This is a genomic window from Microbulbifer sp. ABF4_148, from assembly GCF_056158985.1.
This window is the reverse complement of record NZ_JBSWUI010000001.1, coordinates 1690356-1707877: the sequence shown is the minus strand read 5'-3', so window position 1 is coordinate 1707877 and position 17522 is coordinate 1690356. Positions and strand designations below refer to the sequence as shown.

Annotated in this window: 15 protein-coding genes; 5 read left to right on the top strand and 10 right to left on the bottom strand. The window is 57.3% G+C overall.

The window, feature by feature from the left end; translation table 11 throughout:
• The 3 genes from ACXAD0_RS07325 to ACXAD0_RS07315 are packed head-to-tail and all read right to left on the bottom strand — an operon-like array spanning window position 1 to window position 3061.
• Window positions 1-933: a VOC family protein gene (locus ACXAD0_RS07325; RefSeq protein ID WP_475087718.1), complete on the bottom strand. Its 933-nt coding sequence runs from the start codon at window positions 931-933 to the stop codon at window positions 1-3.
• Entirely contained in the window at window positions 933-1982 is a 1050-nt protein-coding gene (locus ACXAD0_RS07320) for a VOC family protein (protein ID WP_475087717.1), read from the bottom strand. The genes ACXAD0_RS07325 and ACXAD0_RS07320 overlap by 1 nt, the downstream gene beginning before the upstream one ends.
• Window positions 1979-3061, bottom strand: coding sequence for a VOC family protein (locus tag ACXAD0_RS07315; RefSeq protein ID WP_475087716.1), 1083 nt, complete (start codon window positions 3059-3061; stop codon window positions 1979-1981). Before ACXAD0_RS07315 ends, ACXAD0_RS07320 begins: the two co-directional genes overlap by 4 nt.
• A 98-nt stretch (window positions 3062-3159) precedes the next feature.
• Between ACXAD0_RS07315 and ACXAD0_RS07310 the strand changes: the two genes are divergently transcribed.
• Together ACXAD0_RS07310 and ACXAD0_RS07305 are read left to right on the top strand one after the other, a co-directional pair.
• Window positions 3160-4275 carry a hypothetical protein gene (locus ACXAD0_RS07310; RefSeq protein ID WP_475087715.1) on the top strand — a complete coding sequence of 372 codons (1116 nt, stop codon included), beginning with the start codon at window positions 3160-3162 and terminating at the stop codon, window positions 4273-4275.
• 512 nt (window positions 4276-4787) lie between these two features.
• Window positions 4788-6770 (top strand): S8 family serine peptidase, encoded by a 1983-nt coding sequence (locus ACXAD0_RS07305; protein ID WP_475087714.1) that lies wholly within the window; start codon window positions 4788-4790, stop codon window positions 6768-6770.
• 110 nt (window positions 6771-6880) lie between these two features.
• Here ACXAD0_RS07305 and ACXAD0_RS07300 read toward each other — a convergent pair whose 3' ends face one another.
• The 4 genes from ACXAD0_RS07300 to arfB form a co-directional block, all read right to left on the bottom strand.
• Window positions 6881-7339: a Fur family transcriptional regulator gene (locus ACXAD0_RS07300; protein ID WP_475087713.1), complete on the bottom strand. Its 459-nt coding sequence runs from the start codon at window positions 7337-7339 to the stop codon at window positions 6881-6883.
• Between the two features lie 165 nt (window positions 7340-7504).
• Window positions 7505-8185, bottom strand: a complete 681-nt coding sequence (locus ACXAD0_RS07295; protein WP_475087712.1) for a zinc metallopeptidase — start codon at window positions 8183-8185, stop codon at window positions 7505-7507.
• 12 nt (window positions 8186-8197) lie between these two features.
• Entirely contained in the window at window positions 8198-9274 is a 1077-nt protein-coding gene (locus ACXAD0_RS07290) for an Ldh family oxidoreductase (RefSeq protein WP_475087711.1), read from the bottom strand.
• A gap of 2 nt (window positions 9275-9276) precedes the next feature.
• Window positions 9277-9690 carry an alternative ribosome rescue aminoacyl-tRNA hydrolase ArfB gene (arfB, locus tag ACXAD0_RS07285; RefSeq protein WP_475087710.1) on the bottom strand — a complete coding sequence of 138 codons (414 nt, stop codon included), beginning with the start codon at window positions 9688-9690 and terminating at the stop codon, window positions 9277-9279.
• Window positions 9691-9992: 302 nt separating this feature from the next.
• Here arfB and ACXAD0_RS07280 point away from each other — a divergent pair, with 302 nt between their 5' ends.
• Both ACXAD0_RS07280 and ACXAD0_RS07275 read left to right on the top strand, forming a co-directional pair.
• On the top strand, window positions 9993-12353 hold the full coding sequence (locus tag ACXAD0_RS07280; RefSeq protein WP_475087709.1) for an autotransporter outer membrane beta-barrel domain-containing protein: 2361 nt from the start codon (window positions 9993-9995) through the stop codon (window positions 12351-12353).
• Window positions 12354-12477: 124 nt separating this feature from the next.
• Window positions 12478-12984, top strand: coding sequence for a GNAT family N-acetyltransferase (locus tag ACXAD0_RS07275; protein ID WP_475087708.1), 507 nt, complete (start codon window positions 12478-12480; stop codon window positions 12982-12984).
• A gap of 69 nt (window positions 12985-13053) precedes the next feature.
• Here ACXAD0_RS07275 and ACXAD0_RS07270 read toward each other — a convergent pair whose 3' ends face one another.
• Window positions 13054-14760, bottom strand: a complete 1707-nt coding sequence (locus ACXAD0_RS07270) for a sodium:solute symporter family protein (RefSeq protein WP_475087707.1) — start codon at window positions 14758-14760, stop codon at window positions 13054-13056.
• 10 nt (window positions 14761-14770) lie between these two features.
• Window positions 14771-15088: a DUF4212 domain-containing protein gene (locus ACXAD0_RS07265; protein WP_475087706.1), complete on the bottom strand. Its 318-nt coding sequence runs from the start codon at window positions 15086-15088 to the stop codon at window positions 14771-14773.
• Between the two features lie 204 nt (window positions 15089-15292).
• Here ACXAD0_RS07265 and ACXAD0_RS07260 point away from each other — a divergent pair, with 204 nt between their 5' ends.
• Window positions 15293-15586, top strand: coding sequence for a DUF1540 domain-containing protein (locus ACXAD0_RS07260; protein ID WP_475087705.1), 294 nt, complete (start codon window positions 15293-15295; stop codon window positions 15584-15586).
• A gap of 60 nt (window positions 15587-15646) precedes the next feature.
• On the opposite strand, the gene ACXAD0_RS07255 is transcribed toward ACXAD0_RS07260, so the two are convergent.
• Window positions 15647-17485 (bottom strand): DUF885 domain-containing protein, encoded by a 1839-nt coding sequence (locus ACXAD0_RS07255; protein ID WP_475087704.1) that lies wholly within the window; start codon window positions 17483-17485, stop codon window positions 15647-15649.
• Window positions 17486-17522: the final 37 nt, after the last annotated feature.

Genomic DNA, 17522 nt, shown 5'->3' with positions numbered 1-17522 from the left:
TTAGACCTCTTCTCCGGCAGCCATCGCAAAACATTCCAGCCGCACACCGTCTGGTGATATCAGTGTGTGCAAGGTCACTTCGCCGTAGGGTGGCAACTGCATTTGCACTGACGGGCCAAACTCTCGCAGCGTTGCCGGCGCCGCCCGTGGCTTGAGTGGAAACCGCAATGCCACTACGCCAGCATGCTCGCCACTGACCTGCTGCCGCAGGTCTCTACCCGGCTTATCAATCGTTACCAGCTCAACGGAACCAGCCATTTCTCCCTGCGGATGCAAAACCTCCAGTGCCACGTCAGTATCCGCAAATTCGTTGCTCGCAAGTCCCAGTACCCGGCCTGCGTTACCCGGTAACGGCCCGCGATGCGCCACCACTGACGAGAACCCCAACCCACGGTAGAACGCGCACGCCGCCTCCAGATCCGCGACCACCTGGGAGGAATTGAAGACACCGCTGGTTTCGCCAAACAGGTTCGCCGCGAGCGGAGGGTCGAGACGCTCGATTAATGCGAATACCACACCGTCCGGCCCCTCCACCAACACTTCGCGTACCAGGCTGCTGCCAAATCGCCATTCGACTGGCTGGCTAAACGCCTTCCAGCCACAATCCAGAAATCGGGCAAGCACCGCGTCAATGTTCCGTACGCGTAAATTCAGATCGAAAATACCGCCGCTGTCCCAGCTATGCGCCCCGTTTCTCAGACCGGGCAGCACATCGGGTGCCTGATAAATCCGGATAGCCGCTGCATCTTTGGCAGGTGCAGTGAGCAGCCACCAGTGCAGCTTTTTCTGCCCCATGCCCCACGCGACCGCCAGAGTCTCTTCAGCAATTCCCCGATCCGACACCTGCCAATTTGCGGCAAAACACAGGTTGTCAGCCAGTGTCTCAGCACCATTGGACAGGATCACCGCCTCGCAAAACCCCTGCTCAAACATCAGCGATCTGCAGTCTGCATTTCATAAAACTGCAGCCACGTGCCGTTGGGGGCAATCGCGGTCATCTGCTGCACTTTGCCATAGGGCGGAAGCAGCCCTGTGTGCAGATCAACCGCAAACGAGACATCGGCCGCGCGCAAACGGGCTTCGAGCGCCTCGATACCGTTCACCGGAAACTGCAGGGCAAGCATGCCCAAATTGGGTGGCCGCACATGCTCGGCAAAGTCACGGCCTTCCAGCCCCTCGAAGGACAGGAGTTCGACGGAGCCCTCATTGATGCCCTGTGGGTGCAGGATCCAGATTTCGCGATCGACTTCCCGCGCCAGGTTAAACGGTAACCCGAGAACGTTGTTCCCGTTTCCGCTACTGGCCCCCTTGTGGTACAGGTATTTTTCAAAACCCAGCAGGTCCATATAGAAGTGCCGTGACGCCTCCATGTCGCCCACTACCTGCGTCGAGTTGAAGGCGCGACTGAACTCGCGCAAGTTCGGCCAGCCGCTGAGCTGTGGCTTGTGGCGTTCGATCAGGGCAAACGATAATCCGTCAGGACCGCGCGTAATCCATTCGCTGACTTCGAATGGTCCGAACGTGAATCGCACCGGGTCATTGGCACCCTGCCAACCAAGCGCCTGCATCTCGGCATACTTTTTCTGCATATCGGCAACCCGCAGATTGATATCCAGAATACCGCCTGGCTCCCAGGTCTGACTGTTCGAACGAATCTGCCGTTGCGGCACGCCCGAGAATTGCACCAGACGCACAAAGCCGGTTTCACTACCGATGTTGCCCATCACCACTTCTTCGGCAGTCACATGCTCGGGCAGTGCCCAGCGCGCAAGTTGGGAGGATTTCATCTGACCGCGGTAGCGCACTTCCCAGCCGCCAACTTCCTGAAAAAAAGCCACACTGGCAGATAAGTCGGACACACTGACCAACACCTCTTTCCAGCCACTCAGCTGAAACGGCAAGACCGGGTCTTCTTTCGCCGCGATCGGGAGGGAGAAACACCAGACCAACAATGTCGATAACAGTAAACGGCGATACTTCATGGCCGCACCTCGAACAACTCTATCGGGAAGCCATTGGGCGCCTGTAGTGTTGCAACCCGTACGCTACCGAGTGCGGGGCTCTCATAGTCCAGCGGCGCATGGATGACCGGTGTTCCCGCTTCCTTTGCCTTGGCCAATACCTGCTCCAGATCGGATACCGGGAATGTCCACATACCAATGCCGCGGTTGGGCAGTCGCGGCTCGACGCCCGGATCGACAGGCTCAATATTCTGATAGTCCACAAACAACATATGTCCGCTGGTCGCGCCTTTCGCGTAGACGATGGAAAAACGGAATACCGTCCCGTCGGGCACATTCAGCGCGCCTTTGGTGCCGGCACTTTTCCATACCCGATCTGAGCGTAACTCCAGACCCAGCACGCCCGTCAGGAAAGCGAGCATCGCATCGGAATCCGCAACGACCTGTGCCGAATATGCCGGTCCGCCCAGACCACTTTCCGCATCGATCCCCCCCAGCTGCGCCATGCCGTCACCCCGATGGATGCCAACACCGTGGACAAAATCCGGGCCGTTGAAGATAGTCTCGTTAATCCCGTAACGGCTGCCATCCGGGCGTGGCACCTCGTATTTTTCGATGGCATTGAGGGCACCGAAACCCAGCGCGCGAATTTTCTGATCGAGCGCATCCTGATCCATATTCGGGAAGCCCATCGAGAAGGGCCCCAGCTCTAACGCACTCCAGGAGCGGTGAATCGCAGGGGTCGGCCGGTCAAGCACCAGCAAGCGGATCTGAATCGCGCCTTCGGCCGCTGGACGCCGCAGCAGGTACATTTGCCAGTCCACATCCTCTTCGATGCCCCACAGACGTTTCTGTACCGCTTTCTCTTCGGTGCTTTGCGCTAGCGGACCGATTACGTCCATCCCCAGCCCACGCTGATAGAAATGCAGGCTCTCTTCCAGGGAAGCCGTACTGACCGTAACCGTATGCAGCTGCTGGGTCAGCGCGTCGCTGGCCAGACTCTTCGGCGCAAGCGCATCATTGCTCTCGCCGGCCAGTGCAGGCAGGCCCAATAACAGAGACAGGCCGAGGACGGCCGGGCGGATACGCTGGTGAAACATCGACTTATACCTTTACCTGATCAGCGCCCTACTATAGATTAAGTTATATAGATATAACAATATGATCATACGGTCATCGCAGCATCATAGGTTCGAACATGCGCACTCTTCTCTTCTGCCTGCTCCTGGCAACCTGCACCACCTCACTCGCGACCGAGCGCACGCTGCCGGACACCGGAATCAGCGGCGTCTACGAGGTAATGGCCGGAGTGGAAGATGCCGAAAAGGCATTGGACTATTTCGCCCAGTTTGGTTTCCGTGTCACCCAGCAGGCCGAACTGGACATTGAAGCGGCCAGTCGCATCTACGGGGTGCCGAGTGCCTTACAAAGCTACCGGTTACAAAACGGGGATATCGACGCACATGGCCTGTTGCGCCTTCTGGTTTGGGAAAAACCGCTGGGACCAGGCGTCGGCTTTGCGCCTCCGGCAACTGTCGGTACCAGGATGGCCGTCATGCGCACCCGGGATGTCTTCCGGATCGCGGATGTCTATAACGACCTGCGCGAAAAAGCGGGAGAGCCCTGGCTGATCGCCGGTCCCGTGTATGACGATCTTTATGGCGGAACAGAAGGAAAACCCAGTATCAGCAACCGGCGCGTAGGCGTGCGCGAAATGGGTGTCTATGGGCAGTTCTTCAACCATGTCTTTTATCAACGCTACGGCTACCGTATCCCTGGCTACGGCACGATTGGCGATGACGCCCCCCTGCAGACCAGCGAATTCACCCATCACGATTTTTTCGTCAAAGGTAAGCTGGAAGAGGTCACGGCCTATTACGCCAACGTATTGGGACTGAAACCGGAGAATGACCCGGTTATCGATGGTGCCTGGCAACCCGGTCCCAGAGCCGTGTTCCAGATGGGGCCGGGACGGTCGCACTGGTACCGGGGGTTCGTATCGCCCAATGACATTAGCGGCAAGCTCAAGTTCTTTTCCCTGGAAGGATTACATCAGGCCGACGACCGCTCTGAACGGCAACGACCGGGCGAACTGGGCATTACTCTGCATTCACTGTGGACACCGCGATTGGACCTGGTACACCAACTGGCGCAGCAGGCCGGCCTGACACCGAGTGAAAAGCAGGATAACGAATTTGGCGAGCGGAGTTTCCTGCTGACAGGACCAGACGGAGCCAGCTGGCAGATTATTGAGCGGTTGGCAGCAGACAATGCCCCGGTAACGCAGTTCCAACTGGAAAGCGTCAATAACTGAAGCACAAAATTTTTCCTGCAATCGCGCTTGCCTGCCGGTATTTAGCCGGCCAAGGCGAGCGTCCAGCCCCATGCCTTCATCGCCGCGAGCCGGCTAGCCGGCCGTATCCGTGCATCCGCAGAAGTTCACAAGTGATCCGGCAAATAACAAACATAAGGGCCGTGCAACATCGATGCTGTGCGAACTTTGTTTGGGACACACGTACCAAAAAATCCGATTAATAACTGTCTTTCCTGCACCTAGACGTCAAAAGCCCCTTACACACTGTTACGACAGGAAAATCATCCAGATCCCGTGACAAACGTCTCCCTTTGAAGACTGGTCTGTGGATTACAGTCAATTGACGGCAGATTTATCACCGCCGGATTTGTGGCACTCCGTTACTCGCAGCCTGACCGGCTTCCAGTCATCGGCGCAAATTTTTCGTGGTGCCACGCAGCCCTGCCAACAGCAGATCGCCGCAACGCACCACACTACCCACACCATCATCCGTTTTTGGGAGAACAATAAGAATGAAATCCATTCTAAAGGGGTCTACCTTTGCCGCGGTCGCGGCTGTCACATCGCTGGGGCTTCTCGGCAATCACTCGCCGGCCATTGCTCAAGTATCCGCCGATGCGGACTTTTCCAATGTGCCCCAGCGTCTAATCGTCCGCTATAAGGACAACCAGGCACGTAACTGGCAATCACAAGCAAGTGCACTTTCCAACCGCGGCGGTGCCAAGATGGGTCACCTTCGTGGCACTGCCTTTGCAGATCGCCAGGTATTTCGTCTGGAAAAGCGTATGGCCCCGGGCCAGCTGAAAAAATTGCAGGCCTCACTGGAAGCTGACCCGAATGTACTTTCCGTTGAGGAAGATGCATTCATGGTGCCGATGTTCACGCCAAACGACACCTACTACAACGCACAGTGGCATTACTATGAAGCTACCGGTGGTATTAACCTGCCCGCCGCATGGGACAAGCAGACCGGTACCGGTGTAACCGTAGCCGTTCTGGATACTGGCTATGTCTACCACTCCGATCTCGATGCCAACATTCTGCCTGGCTACGATTTTATTGACGACACCTTTGTCTCCAATGACGGTGACGGCCGCGATGCAGATCCCTCCGACCCGGGTGACGCCGTGGCTCGCAACGAATGTGGGCTGTTCAATCCGCCGCAGGATCAGACGAGCAGCTGGCACGGTACGCACGTAGCAGGCACTGTGGCGGCGGTTACTGATAACAACAAAGGGGTCGCAGGTGTCGCCTTCAATTCGAAGGTCGTACCCGTGCGTGTGCTTGGCAAGTGCGGTGGCTACCTGTCTGATATTGCCGATGGCATCGTATGGGCCTCCGGCGGCAACGTCTCAGGTGTTCCCGTTAACGCAAACCCCGCGCAGGTTATCAATATGAGCCTCGGTGGCAGCGGCGCTTGTGACTCGACTTACCAAACCGCCATCAACACCGCAGTAGCCAATGGCGCAACGGTTGTTGTGAGTGCTGGTAATAGCGATGCGGATGCATCAGGTTATCGCCCGGCAAGCTGTGACAATGTGATTTCAGTTGCTGCAACCGAACGCTTCGGCGCGCGCTCCTATTACTCCAACTACGGTGCAACCGTGGATGTGAGCGCACCTGGTGGTGATGTCGCCTACGATGCGACCCATGGGGTGGCATCAACGCTGAACGACGGCACCGCGGGCCCGGGTCTGGAATCCTACGTTTATTACCAGGGTACCTCCATGGCCGCACCGCACGTTGCCGGTGTCGCTGCGCTGATGTATGCCGCCAACGGCAGCGTAACGCCTGCGCAAGTTGAGAGCGCACTGAAATCCACCGCACGCGCATTACCCGGCGCCTGTACCGGTGGATGTGGTGCGGGCATCATCGATGCCAGTGCAGCAATCGATGCGGTTGGCGGAGGCGGCACACCGACCAACCAGGCACCGACTGCGGGCTTTAGCTTTAACGCATCGGACCTGTTCGTGACCTTCACAGATAGCAGTAGCGACAGCGACGGCAGCATCGTCAGCCGCAATTGGGACTTCGGCGACGGCAGTAGCTCAACCGATACCAACCCAACCTACAGCTACGGAGCTGCAGGCACCTACTCTGTCACCCTGACAGTTACCGACGACGACGGCGCGAGCGACAGCGACACCCAGTCTGTGACCGTGTCCGATGGCAGCGGTGGCCCTACCAGCGATGGCTTCACCCTGACAGGTTTGAACCTGTCATCCAGGGCCTGGGAGTACTACACCATCGATGTACCGGCGGGTGCTACCAGTCTGGAAATTTCTACTTCCGGTGGTAGTGGCAACGTCAACCTATACGTGCGCCTGGGAGCAAACCCAACCAATGGACAGTGGGACTGCCGTGATACTGGTGGCGGCAACGCGGAATCCTGTACCATCAGCAACCCCGCAGCGGGCACCTGGCATATCGGTACTAAAGCAACCCGCAATGGCGCCAGTGGCTTCACTCTGGATGCATACTGGTACAGCAACTAAAAGTTGTCGTCTATGTGAGCGAACCGGGTTCGGTGCGTTAACATAGAACAAAGGGCACGCTGGCCTCCAGCGTGCCCTTTTTATTACTCAGATTACATCCAGATTTTGGTTCAGGCTGAACAACGGTCACAAACACAGGGCAGTTCGAGCGTAGGGCTGAGCATCTTCCACCCTGCCTGCTGCGCGCCCAGTTTTAGTGAATCAACCACCTCGCTACTCACAGCGATTTCTTTCACCGAACCACATCGTTCACAGATCAGGAACTGCGGCGTCTCGTGCTCGTGGCGGCAGGCAATGTGTGCACAGGGAACATATTTGTTGGCAGAAACGAGTTTATGCGCGAGCGCATTCTCGATCAGGAATTCGAGCATCCGGTAGACGGACATCACCTGAATAGGCTCACCCGCCAACTCCCGATAGTGATCGGCGATTTCATAAGCCGAAAGCGGATTGGAAGACTGCAGCATTACCTTGAGGATAGTTTTCCTCTTGTCGGTAAAGCGCACGGCATTCAGACGGCAGCGCTCCTCTGCCCGCCCCATAATCTGCTCTATACGCGCCTTATCCATAACCTATCATCCGGACGATCAACCTGTGTAGTTGCGGCGAGTTTATCATTTGCACGGCCTGTGCACGAACGCGACTAAAGCCTGACCAGTTGGGCATCGCCCATCCCCGCACCAGGCCCTTCCAGTCAGCACTGGGCCGCCGTCTGTCAAGGAGACGGGTACGGTTCAGCGGATAAACCTCAGCCAACGCCACAGGCGCAGCACATCGACCAGTGCCGCCGCGACATACGTCAGCGCGGCAGCTCGCAGGACCTGACGCACTGCGGGCATATGTTCGCCCGGTATATAGCCCTCCGCCAGAATGGGCAGCGCCTTGTTAAAGCTCGCATCAAACTCTTCAGGCAAAATCGCCGCATACATCGCCGTGGAGGCAAGCATCGTCAATACGCCGATACCAATCATCACCGGAAAAATCATCGGCGACTTCAATATCACTGCCAGCAGGGGCAACACAGTCAGGATTACCGTTCCGGCACGTTTTACCGAAAACACCCTGGACAAATACTTATCGCGTAACTTGCTGACGGGTTCTTCGCGGCTGAACTGAATGGCATGGCCCACTTCGTGGGCGGCAACAGCCACCGCAGTCAATGACTTGCGATGATAAACATCAGGACTGAGTGACACGACCCGTGTAGCGGGATTGTAGTGGTCCTGTCCCGGCTGTCCTTCCACAACCGTGACATCCGGCAATGCAAAGCGCTCGATCAGGTGGTTTGCCAACTCCCCCCCTGTGCCGGGCATTTCCTCTCGCTGCCCTGAATGACGCCACATCACGAACTTGATCCACAGGGAGGGGCCCAGAATCAATAGCAACACCGCAACGACAATCAGAATGTATGGCATGAACAGAACTCCTTATTCTGCAATCGGCATAGGGACAGGCACCCCGAGCTTTTCCGCCCACGGCAGGATATCTTCCATAATGGTCGGATAAAGCGATACCCCCTGTTGCAGTTGTTCAGTACGGCGCGCCCACGCCCCCTGGCCAGGCACCCGGACCGCGCCCTCCATACCCCGGCAATTTTCCCAAAGGTGGCACAGCGCGCGCGTCTGCCGTAAAAAATCCCCGCGTGCGCCAAACGCCGCGGGATCAATGATCTGCAGGAAGACAGAATTGGCTTCGTCATCGCCGGCGGCCGCCGCATCCGCCCGACCATAACCGCCGAGCGCCATGGACAGCACCTCGATCATTGCGCCGAGGGCAGCCCCTTTATATCCATGATCCGCACCGCCTACGGGCAAGATACTGCCCCCCTCATCGAACACCGCAGGATCATTTGTGAGCTGCCCATCGCGATCGCGCAAGTAGTCCCCCGGCAGAGACTCCCCTTCCCGCTTCGCTCGTGCCACATACCCGCCAGCGATGACTGACATACTGATATCAAATAACAGCGGATAGTCTTCTGCGGGTGCGCAAAAAGCGATTGGGTTGGCCGACAATAAGGGATCGCGACTTCCGTGAGGGGATACCGTATTTTCCGCCGGTGTGGAGCAACTCAGGATACCGACAAAACCTGCCTCAACGACTGCCGGCAAATAAGCAGCGAGGCATGCGATGTGCTGACTCCTGCGAATCACCGCCGTCGCCACCCCATGCTGCCGCGCGCGCTGCAACAACACGCCAACCGCCTGGGAGACCACAACCGGGCCCGGCAGAAAGTTGGCATCCCAGTTGAGGCAGCTACCCGTATCCGCCAGGACTTTCGGCTCTCCATCAGCACGGGTCTCGCCCTGCTCCAGCCAGCGCAGGTTGCTCGATACACGATTCAAGCCATGGGTACTGTACCCGAGCAGATCCGCCTGCAGGAATACGTCTGCCATCCGGCGCGACCGCTCGTCAGAGAGGCCAACGCGACGAAAGAGTGCGGTTGCCAACGAGAGGAGATCATCGGCGCGGTAGCGCAACACTGCCTGAGAGTTTTCTGGCCCCATGTTTACTCCTTGACCTTGCCGCGCATGGATTTGATTTTACCGCGATGGCTTTTCGCGTTGAGGCGCCGCTCCCGTGCGGCACGCCCGGGCTTGGTAGCGACTCTACGCTTGCGGCGCTGGCACGCACTGGCGATGAGTTCGGCCAACCGTTCCAGCGCATCTGCGCGGTTTTTTTCCTGAGTACGGAACCGCTGTGCTTTGATCACCACCACACCTTCAGAAGAAATCCGCTGATCTCCGCGGGTGAGCAGCTTCTGTTTCACCTCATCCGGCAATGAAGAACCGGGAATATCGAAACGCAGGTGGATCGCGGTGGCCACCTTGTTGACGTTCTGCCCCCCGGCCCCCTGCGCGCGCACGGCATTCAGGGTGATTTCGGCAAGGTCAATTGAGAGACTATTGGTGACTTTCAACATATCCACTTTCTACGATTCGAGCGCTGACACCGATGGCAATCCACGCCCATTCTATGAGCCTAAACACGCGATTTTGACACCTTATCCAACCGATAAAAGTGATCTATGCGCCAGCCGTGACCGATCAGACACATTTAGTGTTGAAACCGCATATTATCCCGGCGCCTGTTCCTTTACTATCGGGGTGAATCCTGAATAACAGGATCGTACAAAACAATAAAAACACGCTTTGCCAGCCCAACTGTGGGCCCTCTCCCACCCGGCTTGTCTTTGCGTGACCATATCCGCGATAGGAGAAACACATGCCCATTGCCAAGCGCAGTCTTGCGGCAGCCATTGCGCTCGCCTCCCTTTCCGGCAGCGTTAACGCCGAATCCCCATTTTCACAGGTCGTCGCTTTCGGAGACAGCCTGACCGATGTTGGTAACGCCGGCGTATTTACCAGCGGGGACAATAAACAGGCCGCAATCAGCATTCTCTCACAGCAACTGGGCATGGGCCCGGTCACCCCTTCCTGCGCCGGCCTGAACCTGTGCCTGCCGGAGGTCGACCCCACACTGTCTGAAGCAGAATTGCTCGCTTCCGCCGAGAGCCAGGTCCTGTCCGCCCTGCCCAATGTTGGCAGCGGCTGGGCGGTTGGTGGACATCGATCAGCCGATGTCCTCTTGAACATCCTCGGTACCCGTGGCTACTTTGAATACCTTGCCAATAACGGTCTCACCTTTGACCCCAGTGCACATAACTTTGTCAGCGCATTGCTGCCCGATCCAACGCGTGAAACCAGCACCGGTCTCTACGCTGACCTCGACTTGCTCGGTTTGCTCCTGCAGGGACCGGCAGTGGTAGCAGAGCTGAATGCGGCGGCGGATCAGTTTGAAGCAGCGGGCGACCCGGCAACCGCGGCCGCTTATCGCGCCCAGGCCGACGGCCTGCAGGCACAAATTGATGCAGCGCCGGGCATGATTGTCGCCGACTCCGGTATTACCGGTAACCCCCACCCCCTCGGCCTCGGCTATCTGGAAACCACCAGCGGCATGGCCGACCCGAACGCCCTCTACTGGGTAAACGGTGGCGGTAATGACCTGCTTGGCGGCTTCAGTGCTGTCGTAGCCGGCCAGATCGATACGCAACAGTTCGGCGCCAATATTGGTGTTGCCGCAACCATGCTGGCTGACAGCGCAGGCGCACTGTCCAGCGCCGGTGCCAACTACATCCTGCTGTCCAACGTACCGGACATCAGCAACACGCCGGGTATGTATGCCGCCGTGTTACAGGCGGTGATGAGCAGCCCCGAGGCCGCGCAACTTGCCGATGCCGTCGCAGGGGGCTTCGTCACTCAGGAAGAAGCTGACGCCCAATTGGCCGCGGCGGTACAGGGCACCCTGTCGATCGCCAATGAGGGCGCAGAAGCCTTCAACCAGGCTCTGCTTGCCAGCGCCAGAGACATCGATGGCGTTTTGATGGTGGACCAGTGGGGCATGCTCAAGGTGACCCTGGCCAATGCCGGTACCCTGGGCTTCTCCACTGAATTTGACCAATCCGCTTTCTGCTACGACGGCAGCGGCGGTTGTATCGAGCACCCGGTCTACGGCATCAATGGCTCCGCACCGGATGACAGCCAGCTGCTGTTCAACGATGCGGTACACCCCACCCAGGCCGCCCAGGAAGCGCTCGCGGATTACTACACGTCGGTAGTGACGGCCGCCCAGGTAGCCGGACAGCTACCGGATATCGGTCTGCAGGCGTCCCGCACCCACACCAACACCCTGCAGGGTGACCAGCTCGGCAAGCGCTACCGCGATGCACAGACCGGCGTGTTTGTCAGTGGAGTATTCGGCGATAGCGACTACAACAATAGCTTCGCGCCCACGGCTACTGGCAACAGCACCAACAGCGTGATCGGTGCGACCTACGCACTGCGCAGTAATGTGGAGCTGGGTTTCGCCCTGAGCCGTGCCGATCTGGATGCGGACAGTGAGCTGGCCAATATCGAGTCCACCTCAACCAACTACAGTGTGTTCGGCCGTTTCCACCACGACGTATTCTTCGTGGATGCCAGCGCGACGATCACTGATGTGGACTACGACCAGGTCAATCGTGCAATCGAGCTCGGCAACAGCTTCAACGCGAACATGGAAGGCAGCACCAGCGGTGAAAACCTGTCCCTGGACATTACCGCGGGTATCAACCTGACAGAGGGCGACAAGAGCTTTGGTCCCTTCGCCGGCGTCACCCGCGCAAGCATGGACGTTGATGGGTATACCGAAGAATCCCTCGCGGGCTTTACCTATGTGGATGGCGCCGGTATCGAGCGCGACCCACTGGGTATGAACTTTGGTGATCAGGAGCGTCGCTATACCACCATGCGCCTGGGTGCTTTCGGCAGCAAGAGCTGGAGCAGTGTGAGCGCTTATGGACAGGTATGGTATGAGGACACCACCGGAAGTGAAACGGACAGCCTCGAAGTCGGCGTGAAGTCGATGGAAGGGAATATGAACGCGATGCCAAGCTACGACAGCGCGGGCATCGGTCTGTTTGAAGACGGCATGGGTGCCATGGTTGGCCTGCGCTGGCAGGCAGCCAATGCTATCACCATCAGCGCCGACTACACTTCGCGTCCAACCGCGGAAACCGGCGCCGTCAGTGTAAGCTATCGTTTCTGATTATTGCGTCCCACACCCGCCCCTGAAGGGGCGGGTTACCCCATTCCTCTGGCCTCACGGGCCTCGCCAATCTCGTTTCCAACCCGCACAATAACAGCCTGTCGAAGGAAGACTGGGCGCTACTGTGTTCGAACTCCATACCCAACATCTCCGTATCCGGGAAATCCTGCCCGAGGACGCGACGTTTATTTTACGGTTATTGAATGACCCGGACTTTGTCCGTTACATCGGCGATCGTAACGTCAGAAACCTGGAGGACGCCCGTCGCTACATTAACGATGGACCGCGAGCGATGTATCGCGCACATGGTATGGGTTTGTGGCTGGTGCTAAAGGACAGCACACCGATCGGCACCTGCGGCCTGCTGCGGCGCGAGGGGCTGGAGAATCCCGATCTCGGATTCGCCTTCCTGCCCGAATATCGCGGAAGGGGCTATGCGGTGGAAGCCAGTGTGGCGGTGCTTGAGCACGGACACCAAAACCTGGCACTGAATAGAATCGATGCGATTGCACAGCCGGACAACACACGCTCTATGGCGCTGCTGGGAAAGCTCGGCTTTAAAGCTTTGGGCGAAATCACCCTGCCGGGAGAAGACACCGCCATCGCACTCCTGGCAAAAACATTGGGCTGACGAGGGAGAGCGGCAGCCCGTCCTGAAAGAACTGGCCCCGCCGACCCCACGTTTCAAATTTCCGTTTCGTTAGTGAGCGCTCGCTGCGCCGGATCCTTTGGGGAAACGGATATCCGCAACCATCGCCTGAACCTCCGCAGGAGCATCACGGGTAAACCGCGCCACGCCAATCGCAACGGCAAAATTGAGCAACATACCCAAAGTGCCAATCCCCTCTGGCGAAATTCCGAACCACCAATTCTCGGGTATATTCGCTGCCGGGTTGATGAACTTGAAGTAAATGATATACGCCGCAGTAAAGGTGATGCCGGCGATCATACCGGCGATCGCCCCTTCTTTGTTCATGCGCTTGCTGAAGATTCCCATGATGATCGCAGGGAAAAATGACGATGCTGCAAGCCCGAAGGCAAACGCCACGACCTGAGCAACAAAGCCCGGCGGATTGACCCCGAGATAGCCCGCAATGCAGATAGCCACCGCCGAGGCCATACGCGCGTAGCGTAACTCCTGCCGGTCACTGATGTGCGGCATCAGATTACGCTTCAGCAAGTCATGGGAGATCGATGTGGAGATCACCAGCAGCAAGCCTGCAGACGTAGACAGCGCGGCCGCGATGCCACCCGCCGCCACCAGGGCAATTACCCAGGCAGGCAAATCGGCGATTTCCGGATTGGCCAGCACCATGATATCCCGGTCGATCGTCATCTCGTTGCGCTCGTCTCCGGAGTAGAACATCCGCCCATCATCGTTTTTGTCTTCCCAGGAAATCAGGCCGGTGCTTTCCCAGTTGCGGATCCAGCTCGGGGCCTGTTCATAGGCAGTACCTTCCGCCTGCGGACCGTTAATCGTGTCGATCATATTCACCCGAGCGAAGGTCGCGATTGCCGGCGCCGTGGTATATAGCAGCGCAATAAACGCCAACGCCCATCCGGCGGACTTGCGCGCGTCACGCACCTTGGGCACGGTAAAGAACCGCACAATCACATGGGGCAGGCCCGCTGTCCCCACCATCAGCGCCGCCGTAATAAAGAAGATGTCGATCGTACTCTTGGTCCCCGCCGTATATTCGGCAAAACCCAGTTCCGTCGAAAGCCCGTCGAGCTTATCCAGCAAGTACGTGCCCGAACCATCGGCCAGTTCCGAACCAAACCCGATTTGCGGAATCACATGGCCAGTCATCATGATGGAAATAAAAATTGCCGGCACCAGGTAGGCACAGATCAACACACAGTACTGTGCCACCTGGGTATAGGTAATGCCCTTCATACCACCCAACACGGCATAAAAGAACACAATCCCCATACCAATGATGACGCCCATGGTGATGTCGACTTCAAGAAAGCGTGAGAACACCACGCCGACCCCGCGCATCTGGCCAGCCACATAGGTAAAGGAAACAAACACGGCACAGAGCACCGCCACTGTGCGCGCAGTATTCGAATAGTAGCGGTCACCGATAAACGCCGGCACAGTGAACTTGCCGAATTTGCGCAGGTAGGGCGCCAGGCACAAGGCCAGCAGCACATAGCCTCCGGTCCAGCCCATCAGGTACACCGCGCCGTCATACCCCATAAAGCTGATCAGGCCGGCCATGGAAATAAACGAAGCTGCCGACATCCAGTCAGCTGCCGTCGCCATTCCATTGGCGACCGGATTAACACCACCACTGGCCACATAAAAATCATGCGTGGAGCCGGCGCGGGACCAGATCGCAATGGCGATATAAACCGCGAAGGTGGCGCCAACGATGAGAAATGTCAGGGTTTGAATATCCATCTCGGCGCTCCTACTGTCCAAACTCTTCTTCGAGTGCTTCTTCGAGTTCTTCCGGCTCCTCGTGATCTTCGTGCACGTTGTACTTGCGGTCGAGCTTGTTCATTTTCACTACATACACAACGATAAGAATCAGAAATACGTAGATCGCCCCTTGTTGTGCGAACCAGAAACCGAGCTTGAAACCACCTAAGCGAATCGCATTGAGCTGGTCCACAAACAGAACCCCGCAACCAAAGGAAACGGCGAACCAGATCAACAGCAAGGTGAGCATCATGCGGAGATTTTCTTTCCAGTAGGCGTCAGCGTGCTGATCACTTTCAAAGCTCATACAGGACTCCTGTTTTATTGTTATTCGTTGGCCCGCTGACCAATCAGGAAAAGCCGGTCAGCGTAGGTGGATCGCAGTCACCATGCTGGTGCCACGCCCAATATTGAGTTCGAGTGTAACCGATGCGGCGGGTGAATTGACAAGCGCTCGTGCTGGACTAGGCTCGAGAGAGTCCATTTGCCCGACAGAAAGAGGGAGGGCCCCATGATCATAGCGACCGATATGCCAGAGGTTGCCCAGTGCGCCGTGAGCCAGTGCGCCTACAATGCCAATGATGCCTGCCATGCACGGGCAATCACTATCGGCGACGGAGAAAACCCCGGCTGCGACACATTCTTCACCAACAACGTGCATACACGCAGCAACCGCACTGCGGGTGTTGGTGCGTGCAAGATTTCGGTGTGTCGCCACAATGATGATTTTGAGTGTGCTGCTGACAGCATCCAGGTATCCGGCTCGGGAAACAACATACGCTGTCAGACCTTTTCCCGGCGCTGAAAACAAAAAAAGGCCGGACAAAGTCCGGCCCTATGCCTGTGAGACACGCTTGAAACTGTTTTAAGATGCGGCGGCAATCTCCATGCCCGCCTTGGTGTCCTCGATATACCCATCAACGATCTTTTCAAGGATATCCAGCGGTACTGCGCCGTTTTTCAACACGACGTCGTGGAAATCGCGCAAGTCAAACTGATCTCCCAGCGCCGCCATTGCCTTGGCGCGCAGCTCCAGAATTTTGATCATGCCGATCTTGTACGCAGTCGCCTGCCCGGGCATGACGATGTAGCGTTCGATCTCTGCCGTCACGTCACTCTCTGCCATGCCGGTATTCGCCAGCATGTACTCAATTGCCTGCTCGCGGGTCCAGCGCTTGTGATGGATACCGGTGTCTACCACCAGGCGCACAGCGCGGAACAACTCGCCGACGAGGCGGCCGACGTTATCGTATGGGTTGTCCTGGAAGCCCAGTTCCCATGCTACTTGCTCTGCGTAAAGCGCCCAGCCTTCGGTGTAGGCCGTAAACGGGGCCATACGGCGCATAAAGGGCATACCTTCCAGCTCCATCGCGATGGCGATCTGGAAGTGGTGGCCAGGGATCCCCTCATGGTAGGCCAGGGTGCGCATACCGAATTTGGGGGTAGCCTTGATATCGTACAAGTTGGCAAAGAAACGACCGGGGCGGCTGCCGTCAATCGCGGGCTGTTGGTAGTAGGCTCCCGGAGCGGTTTTTTCCTTAAACTCGGGAATACGCACGACTTCCATGCCAGCCTTCGGGCGTACCCGGAATGCCTCGTCCAGGCCCGCATCGATTTCATCGAGAATCTTCTGGTAATCCTCGAGAATCTGCGCGCGACCCGCGTCGCTGTCTTCATAATAAAATTCCGGACGCTCGGAGAGGGTATTCATTGCCGCAGTAAAACCCTCCGCGGTGTCAAAACCTTCACCTTCCAGAATCGAGAGAATCTCACCCTGAATGCGCTGCACTTCCGCCAGCCCCAGATCGTGGATCTCGTCCGCGGAATAGTCGGTGGTGGTAAACATTTTCAGGGCCAGCTTATAGACCTCTTCACCCTGCGGCAGGTGCCAGTAGCCATGGTCATTACCTGCACGATCAGACAGGTTAGCAAAATAGCTGATCAGGTCCTGATAAGCCGGGTACACGTACTGCTCGATACGCTGCTCCGCCTCGGCCAATACCTCGGCACCCTGCTCTTCGCTAACGGCTTCGGCTTCATCCAGCTTTTTCGCCAGAGATGCGTAGAGAATATTCTCCTGCACAGGTGTCTCAACGAAACCTCGCATTTCATCCAGTACACGGTCAATGACAAAGCGCGGCGGGATAATGCCACGTTCTTCGCGCACCTTGAGATCCTCGATCTGTGCACTAAATTTGGATTCCACCGCCTGCAAACGAGCCAGGTAATTTTCGGCATCTTCCAGGTCCTCGACCCGATGCTGCGCCTCCATAAAGCTGGGGTAGCCATTCTGAACCCCGAATAGCTGGTTCACCGGATAGGTGTGATAGCGGTAGGGCTCTGCGGCAATCACCATGTCTGCGAGATACGCAGCGATCTCCCGGGTCAGCTCCTCGCTCTCACTCAAACCTTCATAGCGATCAAGGGTCGCACGGAACTGTTTAAAGTCGGCAAACATCTGCGCACTTTCTTCTGGGTCGGCAACATCCAGCTCGGCGTTGTGCCCTTTGATCCCCATCGACTCCAGGAAGCCGAGCGAAGTCAGGGTTTCGGGGCTATCGAAGGCAATCTTTACCAGCGGGCGGTCAACAAAGACACGAAATGAAAGCGGTTTCTCTGCGACCCACTCATGAGTGCCCAGGGCAGCGGCAGCAATGACACCCGCCAGCAGGGTGCCACCGGTGTACTTCAGGATTTTCTTCACGGGTTTATTACCTTCTCTTTTCTTTACTATTTAAACG

What these genes read in the sequence shown, in the direction of transcription:
- ACXAD0_RS07325 (WP_475087718.1), bottom strand. Translation starts at nt 933, where the DNA reads ATGTTTGAGCAGGGGTTTTGCGAGGCGGTGATCCTGTCCAATGGTGCT.
- ACXAD0_RS07320 (WP_475087717.1), bottom strand. Translation starts at nt 1,982, where the DNA reads ATGAAGTATCGCCGTTTACTGTTATCGACATTGTTGGTCTGGTGTTTC.
- ACXAD0_RS07300 (WP_475087713.1), bottom strand. Translation starts at nt 7,339, where the DNA reads ATGGATAAGGCGCGTATAGAGCAGATTATGGGGCGGGCAGAGGAGCGC.
- ACXAD0_RS07290 (WP_475087711.1), bottom strand. Translation starts at nt 9,274, where the DNA reads ATGGGGCCAGAAAACTCTCAGGCAGTGTTGCGCTACCGCGCCGATGAT.
- ACXAD0_RS07265 (WP_475087706.1), bottom strand. Translation starts at nt 15,088, where the DNA reads ATGAGCTTTGAAAGTGATCAGCACGCTGACGCCTACTGGAAAGAAAAT.
- ACXAD0_RS07305 (WP_475087714.1), top strand. Translation starts at nt 4,788, where the DNA reads ATGAAATCCATTCTAAAGGGGTCTACCTTTGCCGCGGTCGCGGCTGTC.
- arfB (WP_475087710.1), bottom strand. Translation starts at nt 9,690, where the DNA reads ATGTTGAAAGTCACCAATAGTCTCTCAATTGACCTTGCCGAAATCACC.
- ACXAD0_RS07260 (WP_475087705.1), top strand. Translation starts at nt 15,293, where the DNA reads ATGATCATAGCGACCGATATGCCAGAGGTTGCCCAGTGCGCCGTGAGC.
- ACXAD0_RS07270 (WP_475087707.1), bottom strand. Translation starts at nt 14,760, where the DNA reads ATGGATATTCAAACCCTGACATTTCTCATCGTTGGCGCCACCTTCGCG.
- ACXAD0_RS07280 (WP_475087709.1), top strand. Translation starts at nt 9,993, where the DNA reads ATGCCCATTGCCAAGCGCAGTCTTGCGGCAGCCATTGCGCTCGCCTCC.
- ACXAD0_RS07315 (WP_475087716.1), bottom strand. Translation starts at nt 3,061, where the DNA reads ATGTTTCACCAGCGTATCCGCCCGGCCGTCCTCGGCCTGTCTCTGTTA.
- ACXAD0_RS07310 (WP_475087715.1), top strand. Translation starts at nt 3,160, where the DNA reads ATGCGCACTCTTCTCTTCTGCCTGCTCCTGGCAACCTGCACCACCTCA.
- ACXAD0_RS07295 (WP_475087712.1), bottom strand. Translation starts at nt 8,185, where the DNA reads ATGCCATACATTCTGATTGTCGTTGCGGTGTTGCTATTGATTCTGGGC.